Below are 21,074 nucleotides of genomic sequence, written 5' to 3' on the forward strand. Positions count from 1 at the left end.
CCCTCTTCTGTCACTTTCCGGGTATTCTGAATAAAAGAATAAAAAAATAAAACCCTGAAAGGTAAATAGGGCAATGGATGTAGAATTACAAATCTTGAAACATTTGGCAAGAGATGCTCACCCAACAGTTGCTACCATAGTTTAAATTCTCCAGCCTTGTTAGGCTTAAATAAATCTCGTCAAATTGAAACTGAGGTACAAGAAAATAGTGATGTTGATTTTTCTAATCATCAACAATGGAACCATGAATGCGGATGGAAGAATACTTTAAATAATCTGCGTCTCATTGCCCAACCACTCTTACTATTTTGGTTGATTTATCCCTGGATACATATTTTCCCCAATTCTAATTTATTGCTGGGATTCAATCAATTAATTAGTGAAATGAATCAATTTAAACCTTGTTATGCTTCTGGATAATTTCACTTAGTTACTACTTGCTAACGCCGGAGAGTGACAGAAGAGGGCTATAGCGGTTCTCGACCTAGTGAGGTACAATTTTGACCTCTCTCCTAAACGGTGTACACACAAGTTACCAGTTTTATCCCAATATGCTTGAGATAAGCTAGAAAGCCCTCATGTAGAGACGCGATTTATCGCGTCTGAAACACTGACACGTTAAAGAGACGTGATTTATCGCGTCTGACACGTTAGAGAGACGCGATAAATCGCCGTCTCTACAAAGAATGTACTCGTCAATTATTCTTTGACAGATTACTAACTAATAGTAACAACAGCTACCTATTGCGTTGGCTAGAGGGAGATGAGACGAAGCACACTAAAAATTTATTTTTATAACTGAAAATTTTATTTTATTTATGTGTTAAGTAGCTTTCAGGATGTTATCTGTATAATCTATCATTCAGTCTGAATTATCTAATGTATAATCTATCATTCAGTCTTATTAATTATTGACCTCTGTTACTTATTGATAGGTTGAAATTTGGGAATTAGAGTATCTCTTTTTAAGACATAATATACCGCTCACTTAGTAGTTATTTATTAAGGGAATTTGAGAAGTTATGTAGGCATACTCTATCCTAGACATTACCTCAACTTGTGCTTCAAAAATCATGAGCCATTATATGAATAGTTAGCATATTTATGGCACTGTCCAATGTCTCAAGAATTATTAAACTCCTTTCAAGAAGCATACAGCAATCTCGAGCTGTTTCCGTTGATGGAACAGAACGAAATGGAAAGATTTAGAGTCGAATATGGTGATGATTTAATTGCAGACCTTAACCAATTAGTGGAAGATAGTCCTAATGGAGATGGCAAAATTGTCTTTACAGGACATCGGGGATGTGGTAAGTCCACTTTGTTAGCTGAGTTTAGCAGACAAATTCAAAATAAATATTTTGTTGTTCTATTCTCTATTGCTGACAAAATTGAAATGTCGGCGGTTAACCATATTAATATATTGTTTGCGATCGCAGTTAATTTAATGACTGAGGCAGAAGCCCGCCAAGTTGATATTCCTCAATCTACTAAAGAAGCTCTTTATAAGTGGTTTGCTACCCGTACTCGCACTGAAGAATTAAATTTGCAGGCAGAAGCCAGTATAGGTTTTGACCTCTTAAAGTTGATTAGTTCTAAATTAAAAGCTGATGCTAGCGTTCGAGATGAAATTAAGCAAGAATTTGAACGCAAGTTATCAGATTTAGTTGCCAGAATTAATGAAATTGCTGCTCTAATTCAAGCTGCAACTAAACAAAACGTTTTAGTAATTATTGATGATTTAGATAAACTTGACTTAGGAAGAGTTAACGAAATTTATAGAGATAACATTAAAGCTCTCTGTCAACCTAACTTTCAAATTATCTACACTATCCCGATCTCTGTACTTCGGGAAACATTTATCAGTACAATCATTACTACTGAAACTAACGACCAGATTGTAACAATGCCTGTCTTAAAAATTTTTGAGAAAGGTAACAATCGCTTTCTTGGTGCTAAACCTCGCCCTGAAGCAACAAAGATTCTCAGTGAAGTTTTACAAAAGCGGATTTCTAGTGAATTGATAGCACCAGAGACTGCTGAAAAAATTGTGATTTACAGTGGGGGTGTATTGCGAGAGTTAATTCGTATTTCTAAAGAATGCTGCCGCATTTGTTTGCGGATGATCCGACGAAATCCAAAAGGAAAAGTTATCATTGATGATAAAATTTTACTTCAAGCAATTAATAAAATCCGCAATGATTTTTCCATCCGGTTAGGAAAAGTTGATATAGATATTTTACAAAATATTTACGAGCAATTTATGCCCAATGACCCCAAACAAGCAGAATTTTTGGATTTGCTACATGGGCTGTATGTTCTAGAATATCGCACTGAGGAAACTTGGTATGATGTTCATCCAATTATTATAGAAAGCTTGAGAAGACAGGGAGCCATTAATGTTAAATGAAGGATTTTCAGAGGATGGGGGAGAAAATGAAGATGCTTATGATGATTTAATTGTTTCTATTGAAGCTCAAAAACGGGGATTGAATTTACTGATTGCGGTTTGCGATGATACTAACTTTCGGGATGACATTATTGCTCAGTATGAAGCCGAACTACAACCTACCTTTCGTCCATATCGCGTGACTTTAGCACGTCAAGAACCGAGTTTAAAAGCTGCTCTTAATCAATTGGTACAACAAGAAGAATATCTCCGTCAGCGTCATCCAGGGGTGATCACTGTGACGGGTGCCGAGCAACTTTATTTTCTGAGATTGGGGAAAGAACAATCAGAACAGGAGAAATTTTTTGGTTACTTACAGTGGACAAGGGAAGGATTGCGCGAATTTCCTTTTGCGATCGTGCTTTGGGTAACTAACCAAATTTTAATCAACTTAATTAAAAAAGCTCCTGATTTTTGGAGTTGGTGCAACGGTGTTTTCCGGTTTGTCTCTAAAAAGACAAATGCTATTCCTGGTAAAGAACTAGAATCGATACGTTTTGTTTTTCGAGACACAGAATTAGCCAGCACAGATACTAATAAAGATAATTACTTTTTCTTGCCCATCCAAGATTTGCAAGGTTTAATTGAGAAGGTAGAACAGGAACGAGGAGTTAAAGACGCCAGTTTAGCTACTTTATATGCCAGGCTGGGTGATATTTACTGCACCAGGTTAGATCGGGGTGAATCTCAGAATTATCAAGAAGAACAGGAATTAGCAATAAAGTATTCGCGTCAGGCGATCGAATTGCAAAATGAATTAGGTTTGCAGATAGATTTAGCTACTAGTTTCAACAATTTAGCAGGATTATATCGTGTAACAGGACGCTACAGCGAAGCCGAACCATTATATCAACAAGCTTTAGAACTGAGGAAACGCCTGTTGGGAGACAATCATCCCTCTTTCGCTACTAGCCTTAACAATCTGGCAGGACTTTACAAATCTATTGGACAATATAGTAAAGCAGAACTCTTTTATCAACAAGCTTTGGAACTGAGGAAACGTCTGTTGGGAGAAAATCATGCCGATGTTGCCGCTAGTCTCAACAATTTGGCATTATTATATGATGAACAAGGACGTTATGACGAAGCAGAACCTTTGTATCTGCAATCATTAGAACTCGAAAAACTTCTGCTTGGCGAAAATCATCCTTCTTTTGCTCTGATATTGAATAATTTAGCACTACTTTATTATCATCAAGGACGCTACAGTGAAGCTGAACCTTTGTCACAACAAGCAATAGAATTAGATAAGCGATTTTTGGGAGAAGAAAATCCTGATGTTGCTACAGATGTGCACAATTTAGGTTTAATATACCGCGCTCAAGGACGCTACAATCAAGCCGAATCTTTGTTTTTACAGTCATTGGAACTTAAGCAGCGTCTATTGCAAGAGGCGCATCCGCTTTTAGCAGATACTATCTATGCTCTTGGTTATATGTACAGGGAGCAGGGGCGTTATAGTGAAGCGGAACCCTTATGTATAAAAGCCTTAGAACTTGATAAGCACCTATTGGGAGAAAATCATCCTAATGTTGCCGAAAGTCTCAACAATTTAGCAGAAATCTATCGTGAAACAGGACGCTACAGCGAAGCAAAACCCCTTTATCTGCAAGCTTTAGATATTTGTGAACGAGTTTGGGGTGTTAATCATCTTCGTAGTGTTGCTATTCGTAAAAATCTCAAAAAACTTGGCGCAGCAATGCAAAATAATTAGAAATATCGCGTTGTTGATTGAGGAAAGACGCGATAAATCGCCGTCTCTGCAATAATCAATCTTTCGTCGTGACGGCGATTTATCGCGTCTCTTGTCTTAACCGAATCGTATTGTGTCCAAAGGGATTTACAAAGTGTTCGGTTTGCTGAACTCGCAATGACAATGTATAGCAGTCCGATTTGATTTTTGAATTTAATGTATTTAATTTTGTGTGACTATTTATCATGTCTGGTTAATCAAGCTGAATAAAAAATGTTCGTTTGTAGTCAGTACTTTAGTCCTAAATTTGGGGACTAAAGTACTGACTACAAACTGCTTATTATGGATGATTTGGGGGACATCCTATCTGATAAGATTGTTATACGCTGATGCTATTGGTAACAAGCCTTGGTTTCAGATAGCTGTAATCTATTAAGCGACTTTTGTTATTGAGTTCGATTTGCCGCTCTACTCCGTTCAAATTCTGCTGAAATGTAACTATGACATCCTGAGCCTCTTTGTCTTCAAACTTGTCGTCATAGTAGCCTAGTCTGTCATAACGGTAAGCTGCCAGGATAAATAAAACTGTCAATTGATCAGCAGTTTGCTTGGGCGGTGGCAGATATGATATTAGGTTTTTGCGGTCAGGAATAGTGCCTTCTGGTGTAATTTGTTTATAAGCAGCAAGAGGCATGTTGGGCATGAAAGTCATGTATTCATATTGCGGATAGTTAACAGCAGAGTGTTGCGGCCCACAGGTAAAAATGACCGCAGTCGCAATGTCAACTAATTGTTCTAATGTTCCGATGGTACTACTAACACCCTTAACTCGTCCGCCTGAGTTAGAAACTAATTCCTGTGCCCAAGCTTGCAATTCAAAGTCTTCTGTTAAGTCTGCGGGAGTTTTGTAGTAAATTTTCAAGTATTCAGATACAAAGTTTTTAATGACATTCCACAATAGCATCCCATCGTCTCGATAAGGATAGTGAGGCAAGTTATTTACATCATCCACACCCCGATTTTTTAGTTCAGTGGGCAAAGCAAACTGATCTAAGCTCCATTCTTCGTAGGCGTTGACGACGATTTGCAATGACTCTTGTAGAGTTCCAGCTAACAATTCGTCAACGGGGCCACCCCTGTTTACTAAACGCTGGCGACCTAATTCGTTATTGGCCAACATGAAACGGAAATGCGGTTTTAGGAGTAAGTTGAGGGGATGATTCTCGGCTAGTTGACGGGCTGTAACAATGGCAAAGGGTTCCATGACAAAATGAGTTCGGCAAAGATGGCTGCTCATTTCATGATGGTTAGCATCGGCAATTTGAACACAAAGCTTGGCATGAAACCAGACTAAAGGGTCATCAAAAGGTGTGACCATCTGGCTCTGTTTCCCGGCTGTAGGATTTATTTGGATGACAATAGGTACTAGTTGACCGCGATCGCTAAAGCCAGAACTGCGCCAACAGAAAAAGGCTATGGGGGTTGGTAGAAACTTTTTACCTCTCTCGTAAGTACCGCCTTTCACGAACGCAAGTGGTCTGTAATCAGCTACATATAGATTTCCCTTAGCAAGTTTGTCTTGCAAGTTGATAGAGTCTCCAAACTTATTTTGTAGTTCTTGGATGGTAAACGCAAAGTCGGGTGGCATCGCCTTAATTTGGCGTAAAACAAGAGGATTTACCCCGCAAAGCCGTTGTTCAGAGAAAGAGTCGTCAGTTTGGTATGTTTTAATAACATGAGGTTTAGGCAAGACTTGAAAATAGTCTTCATAGTCTTGCAATTCATCTAAAGGGTCCCACAAGGAACGGGTTTTAACGGCCAACATATTTATCGGCAGTTCTGCTGTCTCTATTGTCCGTTCAGCAATATACTTGGTAGAAAAATTCTCTATAGAGGGGACATCTTTGAGCATCGCTATCGGCGGTAAAAAGTCGTGATCAAATTCATACTCTCCTTGCTTACGCTCTAGCAAAGATTTGCGTTTTGTCGGGTCTGGGTCATTTTGGGAAAGGTATGGTTTCATAACTTTTGATGCCAGTAATTTAATTAAGTGGGGGATGAAAAAATTAGGCGATCGCTACAAGCCGACTGATAAGTAAAAAGCAGTTTTACGTTTAGCTATGTCTACCTATTTATCAATACGGATTATTCTCTAATTAATTTGCTATTTTTACGCTTAAAAACGTTAAGAATAATAACAAGTAAGTTAACCAGCTTAAATATAATTAACTAACTTAGCAAGCTTGCCTTTGAACTTGAGAAAGTGCGATCGCCTTTTTAAAGTATTGGCACAATTATTTTAAAAGGACAATAATGTGATAAATTATTTTATAAAACTTTGACACATTAATGAAAATTAATAAAATATTTAACAATTTTTATTATGGTCTGTCTGCAATCTGCAAAATTTCTAGTTTTGAACTAAGAGATGAATATAAAAATATTAAGAGTTATCACTAAATTTGCGAAACTGAAGTTAAATAGTTAACAGCCTAGCAGTAACAAGATATTATGACCACTGACAACTTTATCGTCCGCCCAATGAACAGGTCGGAAATAGATTTGGCGATTACTTGGGCAGCAACCGAAGGTTGGAATCCAGGAAGGTATGATGCCGAATCTTTTTATCAAACTGACGAGAACGGTTTTTTCTTGGGCGAGTTGAATGGTGAGCCGGCGGGGTGCATTTCTGCTATTGCTTACGATCAACACTTCGGCTTTCTAGGTTTTTACATTGTGAAACCCCAGTTTCGTAGGCAGGGGTTAGGCATGAAAATTTGGAAGACAGGAATGGACTATCTGGGTGCTGACCGTAACATCGGCTTGGATGGCGTAGTAGCTCAACAAGATAACTACGAAAAGTCTGGTTTCCAAATCGCTTATAACCATATTCGTTATGAAGGGGTGGGTGGCGGTGTTGTGCCTGCTGGGATCGTAGAATTGAAAACGTTGCCTTTTGAAGAGTTGGTGGCTTACGATTGCCAACTTTTTCCTTCTGAGCGATCGCTGTTTCTGCGACATTGGATTGAACAGCCAGAAAGTACTGCTTTCGGGTTTATCAAAAATGGATATCTTGTTGGTTACGGAGTTATCCGGTCTGCCCATACAGGTTTTCGGATTGGGCCACTGTTTGCTAATGACGAACAGATTGCTGAAGCATTATTTCAAGCCTTGCTTGCACAAAATCCTCATGCTCCAGTGTTTTTTGATGTGCCGGATACAAATATACAAGCGATTGAACTAGTTCAACGTTACCTATTGCAGCCAGTCTCTCAAACTGCTCGGATGTATACTAAAGAAATTCCTAATTTACCTATTAATCGCGTCTTTGCTGTGACAAGTTTGGAACTAGGTTAGAATCTGAGAGTTTGGTGGCTTCGTCTGGGTGGGTGTTGTGTTTGGTTAGGCTTTGGGCAAGGAGTTGGATAATATACAGTTTATCGTTGGGGGAAAGCTGTAGGAGTTGTTGTTCGAGTTCTGCGATCGCCATGATGGGGTTTAAGTGGAGGATAATTTTATTTTACTTTTAGGGGTAAGGGGCTGATCTAGTTTAGTTGTTGCATTAACGCGCGTTTTTGTTGTTTTTAGGCTGCGAGTTGTTTTTCTAGAATCGAAAAGTCAGCAGTTGAAAGGGATCTTTTGGCTAGCGATCGCTACAATCAGCTTCATACAAAAACTAAGCTGCATATACGTCGGTCGTAGACATTGCCTCATAATAAAGAAAGATTTAAGCAGATTTCAGAAAACTCTCAATGAGCAAGACTAACCTAAATTTAGTTGCAATATCTATCTTTCTCATCACCTTATCGGTATTATTAGGGCCATTCTTGAACTTGTCGCCAACAGTACCAGCGATCGCTACTTTTGCTATTTTAGGCATAGCGACTTTTGATAGTTTTAGCTTTCAAGGCAAGGGTGGTACTTTATTTTTAGATTGGATTGCTGGTTTTTCAAGTGAACACCGCGATCGCATCGTCCACCACGAAGCAGGGCATTTCTTGGTTGCTTACCTGCTGGGTATTCCTATTACCGGTTACACACTCAGTGCTTGGGAAGCCTGGAAGCAGGGGCAACCTGGGCAAGGCGGCGTTACCTTCGATGATGGCGAATTAGCATCTCAACTAGAAGTCGGTAAAATCAGTGCCCCAATGCTAGACCGCTACTGCACTGTTTGGATGGCGGGTATTGCTGCTGAAACCCTAGTTTTTAATAATGCTGAGGGTGGATCTGATGATAAAAACAAGCTTATAGGAGTCTTGACAGTTTTGGGTTTTTCTGAATCTGTTTATCAGCAGAAACTACGATTTCATGCCCTCCAAGCAAAAACCTTACTGCAAGAAAATTGGTCTAGCTACCAGGCTTTAGTTAATGCCATGCGACAACGTACTTCGGTAGAAGATTGTCATGCTGAGTTAGGAGTTAGGAGTTAGGAATTATCTCCCTTGTCCTCCTCATCCACACAATGCCCCATGCCTACTTTTAATAAGAAATAGCTTTTAGGTGCGGGACACGAGATAAATAATTCGAGCCAATAATCTGATTACGCCCAGCAGTTTTAGCCTGTAGCAGATATTGATCGGCACGATGCAGCAGACTCTCTCCTTGATGATCATCTTGATCTGACAAACAGGCTGCACCCAAGCTAATTGTGATATTAATTGCCAGTTTATTGCTGAGTACAAATGGTTCGTCGCTGATTATGCGATTGAGACGAGAGGCCACGACTAGTGCTTCGTCATTGGTAGTGTTACCCAGAAGAAGCACAAATTCATCGCCACCATAGCGGAATGCTGTGTCTTGACACCGCAGATTCTTTTGCAGACGCTTACAAAACATCTGCAAGAGGCGATCGCCTACTACATGTCCGTGAGTATCGTTAACTTTCTTGAAATGATCTATATCCAGAAAAATCAAACTCAGGGAAGTCTTTTGAATCTTAGCTCTTTGAATTTGTCTGGGTAAGTCCCATTCTAAAGCACGACGATTATTTAATTCTGTCAAGGAATCGGCGAAGGCGATCGCTGATAACACATCATTTGCCCGAATCAAATCTCGGTATTTTTGCGCTTTCCGCAAGCCAACAATTAATTGAGCAAGTATTAGGCTGTTGTTGGCGGTCAACTCTGCCAAGCTATGGTCTGTTCTTTCTTCAATAATATGCCAAATATAAGCATCGGCTCCTTGCTCTAATGCCGCAGCACTCATCTCCAATTCCCTTTGCCAACTATACATATTTCTATCATTAAGCTGCCCTGGACGATCATCGAAGAGAATACAGTGTATACAAGATAACTTTGTCTGGTCTTTCAACCAACCGCACAGTTCCATACTGCCATCCAGGCTAGCCTGCACAAGTATGATATCAGGGGGCGTTATTTCAATCCACGACACGACCTGATTGAAATTGTCTATAACTTCTATATTAAAATCAGCCATATCACGAATCTGATCTAGAAGGGTGGCGATAAAATTATTCTTTCCAAAGACCAAAATAGAAATATTCATTGCTTCATTTTTTATCATATTTTAAATAGATTAACTTCCTACAAGTTGCTGTTATTGTTGCCTAATACTAAATATGTTGTTTGAGGCTAAGTCATATTTCTTTATATATGATTTTTTACGCTAAATCTACAATAAGTTTCCAACTTTAATCTCCTCTTAAAACTTTATATAGCGGTCTCGTTTACGTTAGGTACATCCGTAGGGACACAGCACTGCCGTGTCCCTAAACCTCGCAATATAATCTTGTACCGCATCTGATTGGAAACCGCTATATTTACTAATACAGTTTCTTAAACCTCCTCTTTTGACAACTAATGTCCTCTTTACAAAATATTTTTAAATCAGTAAAAGTACTGAATATTATTTTTACCCATAAAAGTTATTGCTGTAGTTTATATTGTTTTTTTGAAGGAATTATCAAAATAAGTCATTTTTAATAACTATAATTTGGACAGCTAAATTTAGCATAAAGTAGATAAATAATAAACTCTTTCATTGAATGAAAAAGTTTATTTTCAATCGAACATTTAAGCCTTTTTATTTAAGAAATTTGTTTTGAGCAAGGATCAACTTAGGGTTGAATTGCAGAAACAACGGGAATAGAATAGACAGTAAAATTCTCTCCTACAATGGAAAGTAGCTTTTTAGCACTAACATACCTTACAATTGCAGACCGAGTTTATAAAGTAAAAAGTTCATAATCTAGGTAAAGTTTCACTTTATGATGCTTGCGGTGGTTACTGAGCGAAGCCAAAGTGCGGGCTACGCCGGAGCAACTAACAAAGGACGGTCTGTAAAAGACTGAAACAACCCATTTACAGCAGAATTCAGAATTCAGAAGTAAAACACGCTTTATACCTAGCTTTGAGACTAAGCTTGGTACTTCACTTTCCTTGCAATCTGCCCTATGCTAATCTACAAGATGATTCATTTATACAGTGCGTAAATCCTAAATCAGATCAATAGCCTTCAACAGTGTAACCAGCCGCAACAATTACTTGTTTGATTGAATCCTCAGAAGCTGCGGATTCTACCGTGACAGTTTTAGCATTAACATCGACATCCACTTTAGCGTCAGGTGCCATAACGTGGATAGATTCTGTAATTGTTTCTGCACATCCTTCACAAGCAATATTTGATACTTTTAGCTTTAGTGCCATTTGTTACCTCAACGTGAAATCTTCAACTATTCCTTAAGGACTAATTTTAACCGTCAAAATACGATTGGTCATCCTACCAGAGTAAGAACATTATAATTACTGCATATAACTCACCGACTGGCACAGTTGGCTAGTACTAATATGAAACAAAATGCAAAAATAATATGTAAAGCTGCTTATGGAAATACACTTAGTGCAGGCAGGTAGGCAGAAGTCAAAAGTTAAAAGAAAGTTAAACACCCATGTCTTCAAATCCCCAGTACCTAAGCGGTAACGAAATTCGCAACATATTTCTCGACTTCTTTGCCCAACGGGGGCACCAAATTCTCCCAAGTGCATCCCTCGTGCCAGAAGACCCAACCGTGCTGCTGACGATCGCGGGGATGCTACCATTTAAGCCGATATTCTTAGGGCAGCGCACACCAGAATTTAAGCGGGCTACGACTTCCCAAAAGTGTATTCGCACCAACGATATCGAAAACGTTGGACGCACCAAACGCCATCAAACGTTCTTTGAAATGCTGGGCAATTTCAGCTTTGGTGATTATTTTAAAGAACAAGCGATCGCTTGGGGTTGGGAAATCTCCACACAAGTCTTTGGCTTTTCCCCAAACAACCTCGTCGTCAGCGTTTTTGAAGATGATGATCAAGCCTTTGAGATTTGGCGCGATCAAATCGGGGTATCGGTAGCGAGAATTAAACGCCTGGGTGCAGACGATAACTTTTGGGTATCTGGCCCGACTGGCCCCTGTGGCCCTTGTTCAGAGATTTATTACGACTTCCACCCAGAACGCGGCGACGAAAATATAGATTTAGAAGACGATTCCCGGTTTATTGAGTTTTATAACCTCGTCTTCATGCAATATAACCGGGATGTTTCTGGCAATTTAACGCCACTGCAAAACAAGAACATCGACACCGGGATGGGTTTGGATAGAATGGCGCAAATCCTGCAAAAAGTCCCCAATAATTACGAAAGTGACCTAATTTTCCCAATTATTCAAACAGCAGCCCAAATTGCTGGCATTGATTACCACAAAAGTGATGAAAAAACTAAAACTTCCTTAAAAGTCATTGGCGATCACGTTCGTGCTGTCGTCCACATGATCGCCGATGAAATTCGCGCCTCCAACGTGGGACGGGGTTATGTGCTGCGGCGATTAATTCGGCGGGTGGTGCGTCATGGGCGATTAATTGGGATTCCTGGCGAATTTACTACCCAAGTTGCCGAAACTGCGATCGCTCTTTCAGAATCAGCTTACCCCAATGTGCGTCAGCGAGAAGCGGCAATTAAAGCTGAATTGGAACGGGAAGAATCTAATTTTCTCAGAACTTTGGATCGAGGCGAAAAACTTTTAGAAGAAATCATCGAAGAGGTGAAACAGCAAGGAAACGCTCAAATTAGCGGTGAAAGTGCTTTTGCTCTTTATGACACCTATGGTTTTCCTCTTGAACTTACTCAAGAAATCGCCGAGGAAAATAATCTGACAGTCGATGAAGTGGGATTTGATGCTGAAATGCAGAAGCAGGTGGAACGTGCTAAAGCAGCACACGAAACCATCGATTTAACTGTGCAAGGTTCTCTAGATAAATTAGCAGAACATATCCACGTCACAGAGTTTATCGGTTATACCGAAACAACAACAACGGCGAAAATTGAAGTTTTACTAGTGAGTGGTGTTTCTCAAGAGCAAGTAGAAGCAGGAACAGAGGTGCAAATTGTCCTCGACCAAACGCCATTTTATGCTGAATCCGGGGGACAAATCGGCGATCGCGGTTATATTTCTGGTGATGGTATTGTTGTTCGGGTGGAAGATGTGAAGAAAGAATCTGATTTTTTCGTTCACTTCGGACGCATTGAACGCGGGACACTACGCGTAGGTGATACCGTCACCGCCCAAATTGATCCGGCTTGTCGTCGTCGCGCCCAAGCTAACCATACTGCAACGCACCTATTGCAAGCAGCGTTGAAAAAAATTGTTGATGATGGCATATCTCAAGCTGGTTCTCTGGTTTCCTTTGATAGATTGCGCTTTGACTTCAACTGTCCGCGTGCGTTGACAGCCGAGGAAGTTCAACAAATTGAGGAACAGGTAAACACTTGGATTGCCGAAGCACATATTGCAAAGATAGAAGTATTACCCTTAGCAGAGGCGAAAGCTAGGGGTGCTGTTGCCATGTTTGGGGAAAAATACGGAGAAGAAGTGCGGGTGATTGACTTCCCTAGCGTGTCAATGGAACTGTGCGGTGGGACTCATGTCAGTAATACTGCTGAAATTGGCATATTTAAGATTATCTCGGAGGCTGGCGTAGCTTCTGGGGTGCGGCGGATTGAAGCTGTTTCGGGGCCAGCAATATTAGATTATCTCAATCTTCGAGATAAAGTAGTTAAAGATTTGAGCGATCGCTTTAAAGTTAAACCTGAAGAATTACCAGACAGAATTACAAGTCTGCAAAGCGAACTTAGAAATAGCCAGAAAGAATTAGAAACCTTGAAGGCACAGTTAGCGATCGCAAAATCTGATAGCTTACTACAAACAGCCGAATCTGTAGGCGATTATAAAATTATCGTCGCTCAATTAGACGATGTTGATCCAGAATCATTGAAAAGTGCAGCCGAACGGTTGCTGCAAAAACTGGGTAATGGTGCGGTGGTGCTGGGTTCTGTTCCTGAAGAAGGGAAAGTTAGCATAGTTGCAGCTTTTAGTTCAGAAGTGAACAAAAAGGGTTTGCAAGCTGGTAAATTTGTAGGTGCGATCGCTAAAATCTGCGGTGGCGGCGGCGGTGGAAGACCGAATTTAGCACAAGCCGGTGGACGCGATGCGAGTAAATTACCAGAAGCATTAGCACAAGCGCAAAGTGAGTTACAATCCGCGCTGGGTTAATTGTATTTTTTGAGGGGCGGACGTTTTGTCTGCCCTATTATAAATGGCTTAAGCGTAGATACTTTTTGCTATGCTCTTTTCTTAACAACCTTTCAAGTGCATCGACACAACATCTTGAGCAATAGTTTATGAGTATTAAGGTTTTTGTTGATCATGGTTTTCCTCCAGGTAAGGAATTCTGTGTACAATTTCTATCTAGTAATGAGTTTACTGTTGAAACCCTCCGGCTTATTTTATCAGGAACAGGTAAGCTTAAAAAAGCAGAATTAGCAGTACATATAGCCAATGCACTTGAAAAAGGTAAGCTTACTTCAGATGAAATATTACTTGCATATGTGAAACAGGCAAGAACATGGTTGAGTTTGAAAATAGGTATGTGCGATCGTACACTTAACCTAAATTCTTCTGCATCTTTGTTACAAGAATTTGGTCAGGATGGTTGGTACGGACCAATTCAGGAACCGAATCAACCCAAGAAAAAATGGTATATCCGAACTTATAGAATTGTCGATTATGTTCGTCGAGGATCTGGAACTGCTAGCCAATTAGATGAACGCTATATTCGCTGGTCTGTGATTGCTGAGGTAGACGAAGATTACTTAGCTTTATCCTGGGATGGATTTACCTATAGCTCAACAGTCGATGAACACATAGAACAACGTACTCAATTCCCTTTCTGGAATCATATTCCTGGGTTTTTTGATGAATTAGCTAATCATTGCCAAGCTCAGTGGACACATCCTAATCTCCATCAGCTTGTTCTGCATGATATGTGGGATAAATATTTAAATAAATCAATAAATGGTGTTCGTTATAAATGGAAACATTTAAGGATTCGAGCAGAAGCTTCTGGGCTTTTTATAAATGCTCATAGTTCTGGAATTCAAGAAATTGATGTTAGAGGATTACAAGCTCTGTCACAAAAATTAGCTCATTCTGTTTTAAGTATACTTGGCTTGTCTGGTGATCCGGAAAAAATAAGCAATGTTGAAGATGCAATTTTATTTACCTTAATCAAAGATTGGGGTACTAAATCTTATGAATTTGAACTAGATAGGGAATTAATAGCAAATGAAATAGAAACGTTTGAACTAGATAGAGAATTAATGCCAAATGAAATAGAAACAGAGATATTAAAAGAAGTGAAATTAAAGCCGATCATCAAAGCACACTGCTATTTTGGACTCAAGCCTAACTCTAAAACCCAAGATTCTCTTCAACACTCCAAGTGCCATTCAGGGTATTATGGGGGTAGTACTCGTGTTCTTGAGTTTCTGCTGAGAGAACTTGGACTTTAAGGCTAAGACAATGGCTAGCTTAATCTACAAAGAGCGTTTGGGCTTTTTGTCTGACCATCACAAGCCAGAACTGAGCAGGCATTTTATGACGGCATCGACAAACGCAATGCCGCATCAACTTGCTGTACTATTGGGTATAGAATACTCTGATGCCATTGCTATCTTGGCGGTTCTTGAAGCAGAAGGACTCTGTGAAATGAAGCTTCTCATATATCATAATTGTGAGCCACATGTTCCTGCGGGTGCAATTCCTTACGGTATAGGGTTTCCTGATTTACCTTGGACTTGTCCCCATTGTGAAAGCATTGTAGAAAATTATGATGAGTTATCGTTTGATCTTATGGCGATATCTAAGCAATCAATTGAATTTATTTGATTGAGTCATGGAAAGTAACGACGAACTTGTTGACAATATGATTAAAGCAATGGAACTGCTGAAGTCAGGAGATCCAGCATTAAATAAATTAGCTTCTTATTTGTATAAAGCAGATGATAAACTTTGTGAATATTTAGACAAACTTAAAATATATATAGAATTAGAAACCCCCAAATCCAAACAAACACAGGAGGCAGGCAAACTACTAGAACAGATTGTACTTTTATTGTTTAAAGGTCTAAAAGGCGTACAAAGTCTTAAAAGCTTTCAATCCGCAGGACGTCAATATGATTTGTTAGTAAGCGGAGATGATATTGATTGGAAAGTAGTGTGTAAAACTTTATATATTGAATGGGAAAATAGAAATATAGTAATTGAAGCAAAAGCTACCAAAGCTCCTTTAGAAGACAAGCAATTTGCTAGATTATGTAGTATAATAGAACACAATTTGAGAGGTGCAGGTCTAGGAATTTTCGTTACATTAAATGGAGCATCGGGCTTTCCTAAACGAAATAGCATAAGGCAAAGAGCCGTTAGTGATTGCAGACTTCGCCAGATAGTTTTTCATGCTAGAACAAATAAAATCGTAGTAGTTTTAGAGAAAGAAGATTTATTTGAATTAACCAAAAATGGAACTTTAATTGAAGTATTAACCAGAAAAATTAGAGATTTATCAGAATTAAGTGGGCTTCCTACTACACCTGTTGAACAATTTCATGAAATAGATTTACCCGCTCATTTGAAAACGTTGTATCCTTCTGAGAGTTAGCAGATTAGGATAATAATTTTCGCGATCGCTTCATCCAAGCTACATGAGAAGCGATCGCACTAACCCGAAATAAGTTACTTCTTAATATTCCTGAAATAACCAAACTGACGTTTAATGAACCTGCTCATTCATCATTTGGTTCATCAATCATTTCCGGTACTAAAGCTGGATTACTTTTACGTTCTTCTGGTGATTGCTCCCGAATAACATCGTCAATTTTCGGAGGGTGTTTGATTTTGTCCAGTACCTCTGGACTTAATTGTGATTCATCACCTTCTGGATTCGACTTTTCAGCTTGACTAGGAACTGTTTCCTTATTCATAACTCTTTCCCCAAACTTCTACGCCAAGCTTAGATTTTATTGTGGGAAGTAGACACTATCTTGAGACTTAAATTACTATTTCCATTTCAGGGAACTCAAAATTACAACTTGGAGCATCGACTAAGAAGCTTGAGTTAGCTATCCAAACAAAATAAGGCAATATTATGCTAGAATTGTATCAAATTATGGCAATTATTCAAGAGCAATTTAGAATAATTTTGCGCTTTATTGAGTAAGAAAGCTAAAATCTACGGTTTTTGGAGATTTTTAGGTTATGACAACCTCACAGGAGAGGATTATCCCGATAGACTTGCGAACCGAAATGTCGCAGTCTTATCTGGAATACGCCATGAGCGTGATAGTGGGTCGGGCGCTGCCAGATGCCAGGGATGGTCTAAAACCTGTGCATCGTCGTATTCTCTACGCAATGCACGAGCTAGGTCTGCTCCACGATCGCCCCTTCAAGAAATGCGCCCGTGTAGTAGGGGAAGTGCTAGGTAAATATCACCCCCACGGCGACACGGCAGTGTATGATGCCCTGGTGCGGATGGCACAGGATTTTTCCATGCGATCGCCCTTAGTTAACGGGCATGGTAACTTCGGTTCGGTAGACAACGATCCACCAGCCGCAATGCGGTACACAGAATGTCGCTTGCAAGCTTTAACCAGTGCCGGTCTACTGCACGACATCGAATTAGAAACCGTAGACTTTGCCGATAACTTCGACGGTTCTCAGCAAGAACCGACAGTTTTACCAGCCCGGATTCCCCAGTTATTGCTCAACGGTTCCTCTGGAATTGCCGTGGGCATGGCAACCAACATTCCCCCCCACAATTTGGGCGAATTGATTGATGCTTTGGTGGCTGTGATTCACAATCCAGAAATCACCGATCTGGAGTTAATGCAGTATGTCCAAGGCCCCGATTTTCCCACTGGGGCGCAGATTTTGGGGACATCTGGCATTCGAGAAGCTTACACCACCGGGCGGGGTTCAATTACCATGCGTGGTGTAGCTAACATTGAAACCGTTGAACAGCGAGGACGACCAGATAGAGAAGCAATTATCATCACCGAATTGCCCTATCAAACCAACAAAGCGGCGTTGATTGAAAAAATCGCCGAAATGGTGAACGAAAAGCGTCTAGAAGGGATTGCAGATATCCGGGATGAAAGCGATCGCGACGGGATGCGAGTTGTAATCGAACTCAAGCGCGATGCCTATCCCCGCGTCGTTTTAAACAACCTCTACAAACAAACGCCACTGCAAGCCAACTTTGGCGCGAATATGCTGGCGTTGGTGAATAGCGAACCCCAAGTACTTACCCTCAAGCAGTTCTTAAGCGTCTTTTTAGATTTCCGCATCGAATCCATTATCAGACGCACCCGCTACGAACTGCGAAAAGCTGAAGAACGCGACCATTTATTGCAAGGGTTATTGATTGCCCTTTCGCAATTAGATCCGATTATTGTCTTGATTCGCCATGCACCAGATGCGCCCACAGCTAAAGGCGAATTAATCACAACTTACGGACTCTCGGAAGTGCAAGCAGATGCGATTTTGCAGATGCAATTACGGCGTTTGACTGCCTTAGAAGCAGACAAAATTCGTCTGGAACACGATGAATTACAAACGAAAATTACTGACTTGCAAGATATTTTGGCACGGCGGGAGAGGGTGCTGGAAATCATTGAAACCGAAGTCGCGCAACTAAAAACTAGCTTCGCCACACCCCGCCGCACGGTGATTTTACCAGGGGAAGGGGAATTAGATGACCGTGACCTAATTGCCAATGAAAAAGCGATCATTTTGGTTACAGAGCAAGGTTACATCAAACGGATGCCAGTCAACACCTTTGAAGCGCAAAGCCGTGCTACCAGAGGTAAAGCCGCAGCCAAAGTGAAAGATGATGATACCGTTGAGCATTTTTTGACTTGCTGCGATCACGATAGTATTTTATTCTTTAGCGAGCGTGGTGTCGTTTACTGCCTAAGAGCGTATCAAATTCCAGTCAGTTCGCGTACTAGTCGCGGCACACCAATCGTCCAAATGCTACCGATTCCCAAAGAGGAAAAAATTACCTCCATTGTACCTGTTGACGAGTTTAGCAACCAAGAATATTTGGTTATGCTCACCAAGGGCGGCAATATCAAGAAAACCGAATTGGCAGCGTTTAGCCACATTCGCGCCAATGGCTTGATTGCGATTTCCTTAGAAGAAGGCGACCAACTCCGGTGGGTGCGACGTGCCAGAGTAGAAGACAGTGTAATCATTGGTTCTCGTAACGGGATGGCGATAAACTTCCGGTGCAACCACGAACAATTGCGTCCTTTAAGTAGGGCGACTCGTGGGGTGAAAGCCATGAAGCTGAAAAATAAAGACGAATTGGTGGGTATGGATATTCTCCCCGCAGCAATTCTTGCAACTTTGGATACAGAAACAGAAGTCGAAATTGAAGATATCGAAATCATCGAAACAGAAGTAATCGAAGTAATCGAGGCAATCGAAACAGAAGATATCGAAATTAATGAAGAATCGGCAGAAGTTCCTAGCAACGCCAGTATTGGCCCTTGGGTGTTGGTAATTACAATGGGAGGATATGGCAAGCGCGTACCAGTTGCCCAGTTCCGGCTGCAAAATCGTGCTGGTCAGGGTTTAATGGCAACCAAGTTCAAAAACCGCAAAAATAAAGATAAGTTGGCAACCTTACGCATTGTCAACAACGATGACGATGAAATCATGATGGTAACAAATCGTGGTATTATCATTCGTCAAGCAGTGAATGCGATTTCTATCCAATCGCGATCGGCAACTGGAGTTAGAGTGCAGCGTTTAGATGAAGATGACGCTATTACCGGAGTGGCAATAGTTCCACCTGATGCTGTCGATGCAGAAGAAGCTGAATAAAAAGCAGGGGGAGAGGTTAACCGCCTTACTCCCTTACTTGATTGCCTTTGCTAGCGGCATTTTAATGGGGCTAACCGTCGCCCCTGTAGGTGCATGGTTTTTAGCTTGGTTCGCTCTAACCCCCCTCTGGGTCTTGGTTGTTAATTCTAACTCAATCCAAAATCCTAACTCAATCCAAAATCGTTCGACTGAGCGTTCGCGTAGCGTCTCGGAGAGAAGTCGAAGTCCAAAATCCAAAATCCAAAATGGCTTCGCCTGGGGTATCGCTTATCACGGTGTCGCCCTGTCCTGGATTACGGGAATCCATCCGATGACTTGGTTGGGCGTTCCGTGGTTGCCGAGTTTGGCAATCACTCTTTTTTGTTGGGGATTTATCAGTATCTTGGGAGGGGTATTCGTTGCTATTTGGGCGGCTGTGATGGTTCGGCTGGGTGGGCAAAAGCCGTGGCTACGTGTACTGATTGGTACAGCCGTTTGGTGTGGTTTAGAGAGTCTATGGAGTGCCGGTCCTCTGTGGTGGAGTTCCCTTGCTTACACACAAAGTCCGTATAATCTCGTTATTCTACACCTCGGTCAACTCTCTGGGGCTAATACTGTGACGGCGGCAATAGTTGCCGTTAATGGCTTAATTGCGGAAGCGTGGACGAACCGCAGAGACGCAGAGAATGCAGAGAAAATTTCTGTTGTCTTTTCTTTACAAGACGCTGTGCGAAAGCGGTTTGTTAATCAATATTTAGCTATTGCTACCGGACTATTAATTACATTACACCTGATTGGTTTTATCTTATATACCCGTCCGATCGCTCAACCACCAGAAGCAGCCTTAAAAGTAGGGATTATTCAGGGTAATATCCCGAACCGACTTTTACGAAGTTCCGAAGGGTTTCGTCGCGCCCAAGAAAATTACACCAATGGATATATAACTTTAGCAAATCAAGGTGTAGATGCAGTCCTGACCCCAGAAGGAGCTTTACCTATTTTTCAGCGTGACTTGCTGGGAACTGCTTTAGTCGCAGCCATTAAGGAAAAAGGCGTAGTTGCTTGGATTGGAGCTTTTGGCGAACGGGGAGACAGTTATACAATTAGTTTGTTTACTTTCAACAGTAAAGGTGAAATTACCAGCCGCTACGATAAAGCTAAACTGGTACCTCTGGGAGAATATATTCCTTTTGAAGAAATTTTAGGCGGAATAGTTCAGCGCTTATCGCCTTTGGAGGCACACCAAGTTCCTGGTTCAGCAAATCAGCTATTTGACACTCCTTTTGGTCGTGCGATCGCTAGTATATGTTATGAATCTGCTTTTCCTGAACAATTTCGCCGTCAAGCTGCGGCGGGTGGGCAATTTATCCTTAGTTCTTCTAATGATGCTCATTACAGTGCATCTATGCCACTTCAGCACCATGCACAGGATATAATGCGGGCAATTGAAACTGATCGATGGTCAGCACGGGCAACTAATACGGGATATTCAGCCTTTGTAGATCCTCACGGCAGAACTTTGTGGATATCTGGATATAATACCTACGAAACTCATGCTGAAATAATTTATCGGCGACAAACGCAAACTTTATATGTGCGCTGGGGTGATTGGTTAACACCGTTGTTGTTGATATTCTCTGGAGGAGCTTGGCTGGTAATTTGGGGTAGCGGTATAAAAAGAATCAGTAATTGATTTGCTAACAATTAGCGATCGCTTCACTACCTAAATTATA

At 40.8% G+C, this 21,074-nt stretch carries 14 protein-coding genes and 1 pseudogene; 11 read left to right on the forward strand and 4 right to left on the reverse strand.

The features are described from left to right. Positions 1-138: 138 nt before the first annotated feature. From F8S12_RS29550 to F8S12_RS29560, 3 genes and pseudogenes are all read left to right on the forward strand, one after another. Positions 139-420 (forward strand): annotated as a pseudogene (locus F8S12_RS29550) (IS701 family transposase); the annotation flags it as partial. 697 nt (positions 421-1,117) lie between these two features. Beyond that, entirely contained in the window at positions 1,118-2,410 is a 1,293-nt protein-coding gene (locus F8S12_RS29555; protein WP_196519824.1) for an ATP-binding protein, read from the forward strand. Beyond that, positions 2,400-4,163 carry a tetratricopeptide repeat protein gene (locus F8S12_RS29560; RefSeq protein WP_196519825.1) on the forward strand — a complete coding sequence of 588 codons (1,764 nt, stop codon included), beginning with the start codon at positions 2,400-2,402 and terminating at the stop codon, positions 4,161-4,163. Before F8S12_RS29555 ends, F8S12_RS29560 begins: the two co-directional genes overlap by 11 nt. 358 nt (positions 4,164-4,521) lie before the next feature. On the opposite strand, the gene F8S12_RS29565 is transcribed toward F8S12_RS29560, so the two are convergent. After that, positions 4,522-6,165, reverse strand: coding sequence for a lipoxygenase family protein (locus F8S12_RS29565; RefSeq protein ID WP_196519826.1), 1,644 nt, complete (start codon positions 6,163-6,165; stop codon positions 4,522-4,524). 488 nt (positions 6,166-6,653) lie between these two features. On the opposite strand from F8S12_RS29565, the gene F8S12_RS29570 reads away from it, so the two are divergent. Both F8S12_RS29570 and F8S12_RS29575 read left to right on the forward strand, forming a co-directional pair. Further along, positions 6,654-7,499 carry a GNAT family N-acetyltransferase gene (locus tag F8S12_RS29570; RefSeq protein ID WP_196519827.1) on the forward strand — a complete coding sequence of 282 codons (846 nt, stop codon included), beginning with the start codon at positions 6,654-6,656 and terminating at the stop codon, positions 7,497-7,499. 395 nt (positions 7,500-7,894) lie between these two features. Then, positions 7,895-8,572, forward strand: a complete 678-nt coding sequence (locus F8S12_RS29575; RefSeq protein WP_196519828.1) for an ATP-dependent Zn protease — start codon at positions 7,895-7,897, stop codon at positions 8,570-8,572. A 49-nt stretch (positions 8,573-8,621) separates the two neighbouring features. Here the strand turns inward: F8S12_RS29575 and F8S12_RS29580 are convergent, their stop codons facing one another. Together F8S12_RS29580 and F8S12_RS29585 are read right to left on the reverse strand one after the other, a co-directional pair. Beyond that, positions 8,622-9,647 (reverse strand): GGDEF domain-containing protein, encoded by a 1,026-nt coding sequence (locus F8S12_RS29580; RefSeq protein ID WP_196519843.1) that lies wholly within the window; start codon positions 9,645-9,647, stop codon positions 8,622-8,624. A 959-nt stretch (positions 9,648-10,606) separates the two neighbouring features. Next, complete coding sequence (locus F8S12_RS29585; RefSeq protein WP_196519829.1) at positions 10,607-10,807, reverse strand: heavy-metal-associated domain-containing protein; 201 nt, start codon at positions 10,805-10,807, stop codon at positions 10,607-10,609. Between the two features lie 242 nt (positions 10,808-11,049). Between F8S12_RS29585 and alaS the strand changes: the two genes are divergently transcribed. The 4 genes from alaS (at position 11,050) to F8S12_RS29605 (ending at position 16,135) form a co-directional block, all read left to right on the forward strand. Further along, positions 11,050-13,692 carry an alanine--tRNA ligase gene (gene alaS / locus F8S12_RS29590; RefSeq protein WP_196519830.1) on the forward strand — a complete coding sequence of 881 codons (2,643 nt, stop codon included), beginning with the start codon at positions 11,050-11,052 and terminating at the stop codon, positions 13,690-13,692. Positions 13,693-13,820: 128 nt separating this feature from the next. After that, complete coding sequence (locus F8S12_RS29595; RefSeq protein ID WP_196519831.1) at positions 13,821-14,990, forward strand: hypothetical protein; 1,170 nt, start codon at positions 13,821-13,823, stop codon at positions 14,988-14,990. Between the two features lie 10 nt (positions 14,991-15,000). Next, entirely contained in the window at positions 15,001-15,366 is a 366-nt protein-coding gene (locus F8S12_RS29600; protein ID WP_196519832.1) for a hypothetical protein, read from the forward strand. A gap of 7 nt (positions 15,367-15,373) precedes the next feature. After that, positions 15,374-16,135 carry a hypothetical protein gene (locus F8S12_RS29605; RefSeq protein ID WP_196519833.1) on the forward strand — a complete coding sequence of 254 codons (762 nt, stop codon included), beginning with the start codon at positions 15,374-15,376 and terminating at the stop codon, positions 16,133-16,135. Positions 16,136-16,259: 124 nt separating this feature from the next. On the opposite strand, the gene F8S12_RS29610 is transcribed toward F8S12_RS29605, so the two are convergent. Next, positions 16,260-16,457 (reverse strand): hypothetical protein, encoded by a 198-nt coding sequence (locus F8S12_RS29610; RefSeq protein ID WP_196519834.1) that lies wholly within the window; start codon positions 16,455-16,457, stop codon positions 16,260-16,262. A gap of 274 nt (positions 16,458-16,731) precedes the next feature. Between F8S12_RS29610 and gyrA the strand changes: the two genes are divergently transcribed. Together gyrA and lnt are read left to right on the forward strand one after the other, a co-directional pair. After that, complete coding sequence (gyrA, locus tag F8S12_RS29615) at positions 16,732-19,362, forward strand: DNA topoisomerase (ATP-hydrolyzing) subunit A (RefSeq protein WP_196519835.1); 2,631 nt, start codon at positions 16,732-16,734, stop codon at positions 19,360-19,362. Next, positions 19,343-21,034 carry an apolipoprotein N-acyltransferase gene (gene lnt / locus F8S12_RS29620; RefSeq protein ID WP_196519836.1) on the forward strand — a complete coding sequence of 564 codons (1,692 nt, stop codon included), beginning with the start codon at positions 19,343-19,345 and terminating at the stop codon, positions 21,032-21,034. The genes gyrA and lnt overlap by 20 nt, the downstream gene beginning before the upstream one ends. Positions 21,035-21,074: the final 40 nt, after the last annotated feature.

The sequence above is a fragment of the Nostoc sp. WHI genome (genome assembly GCF_015714725.1).
Taxonomy (GTDB): domain Bacteria; phylum Cyanobacteriota; class Cyanobacteriia; order Cyanobacteriales; family Nostocaceae; genus Nostoc.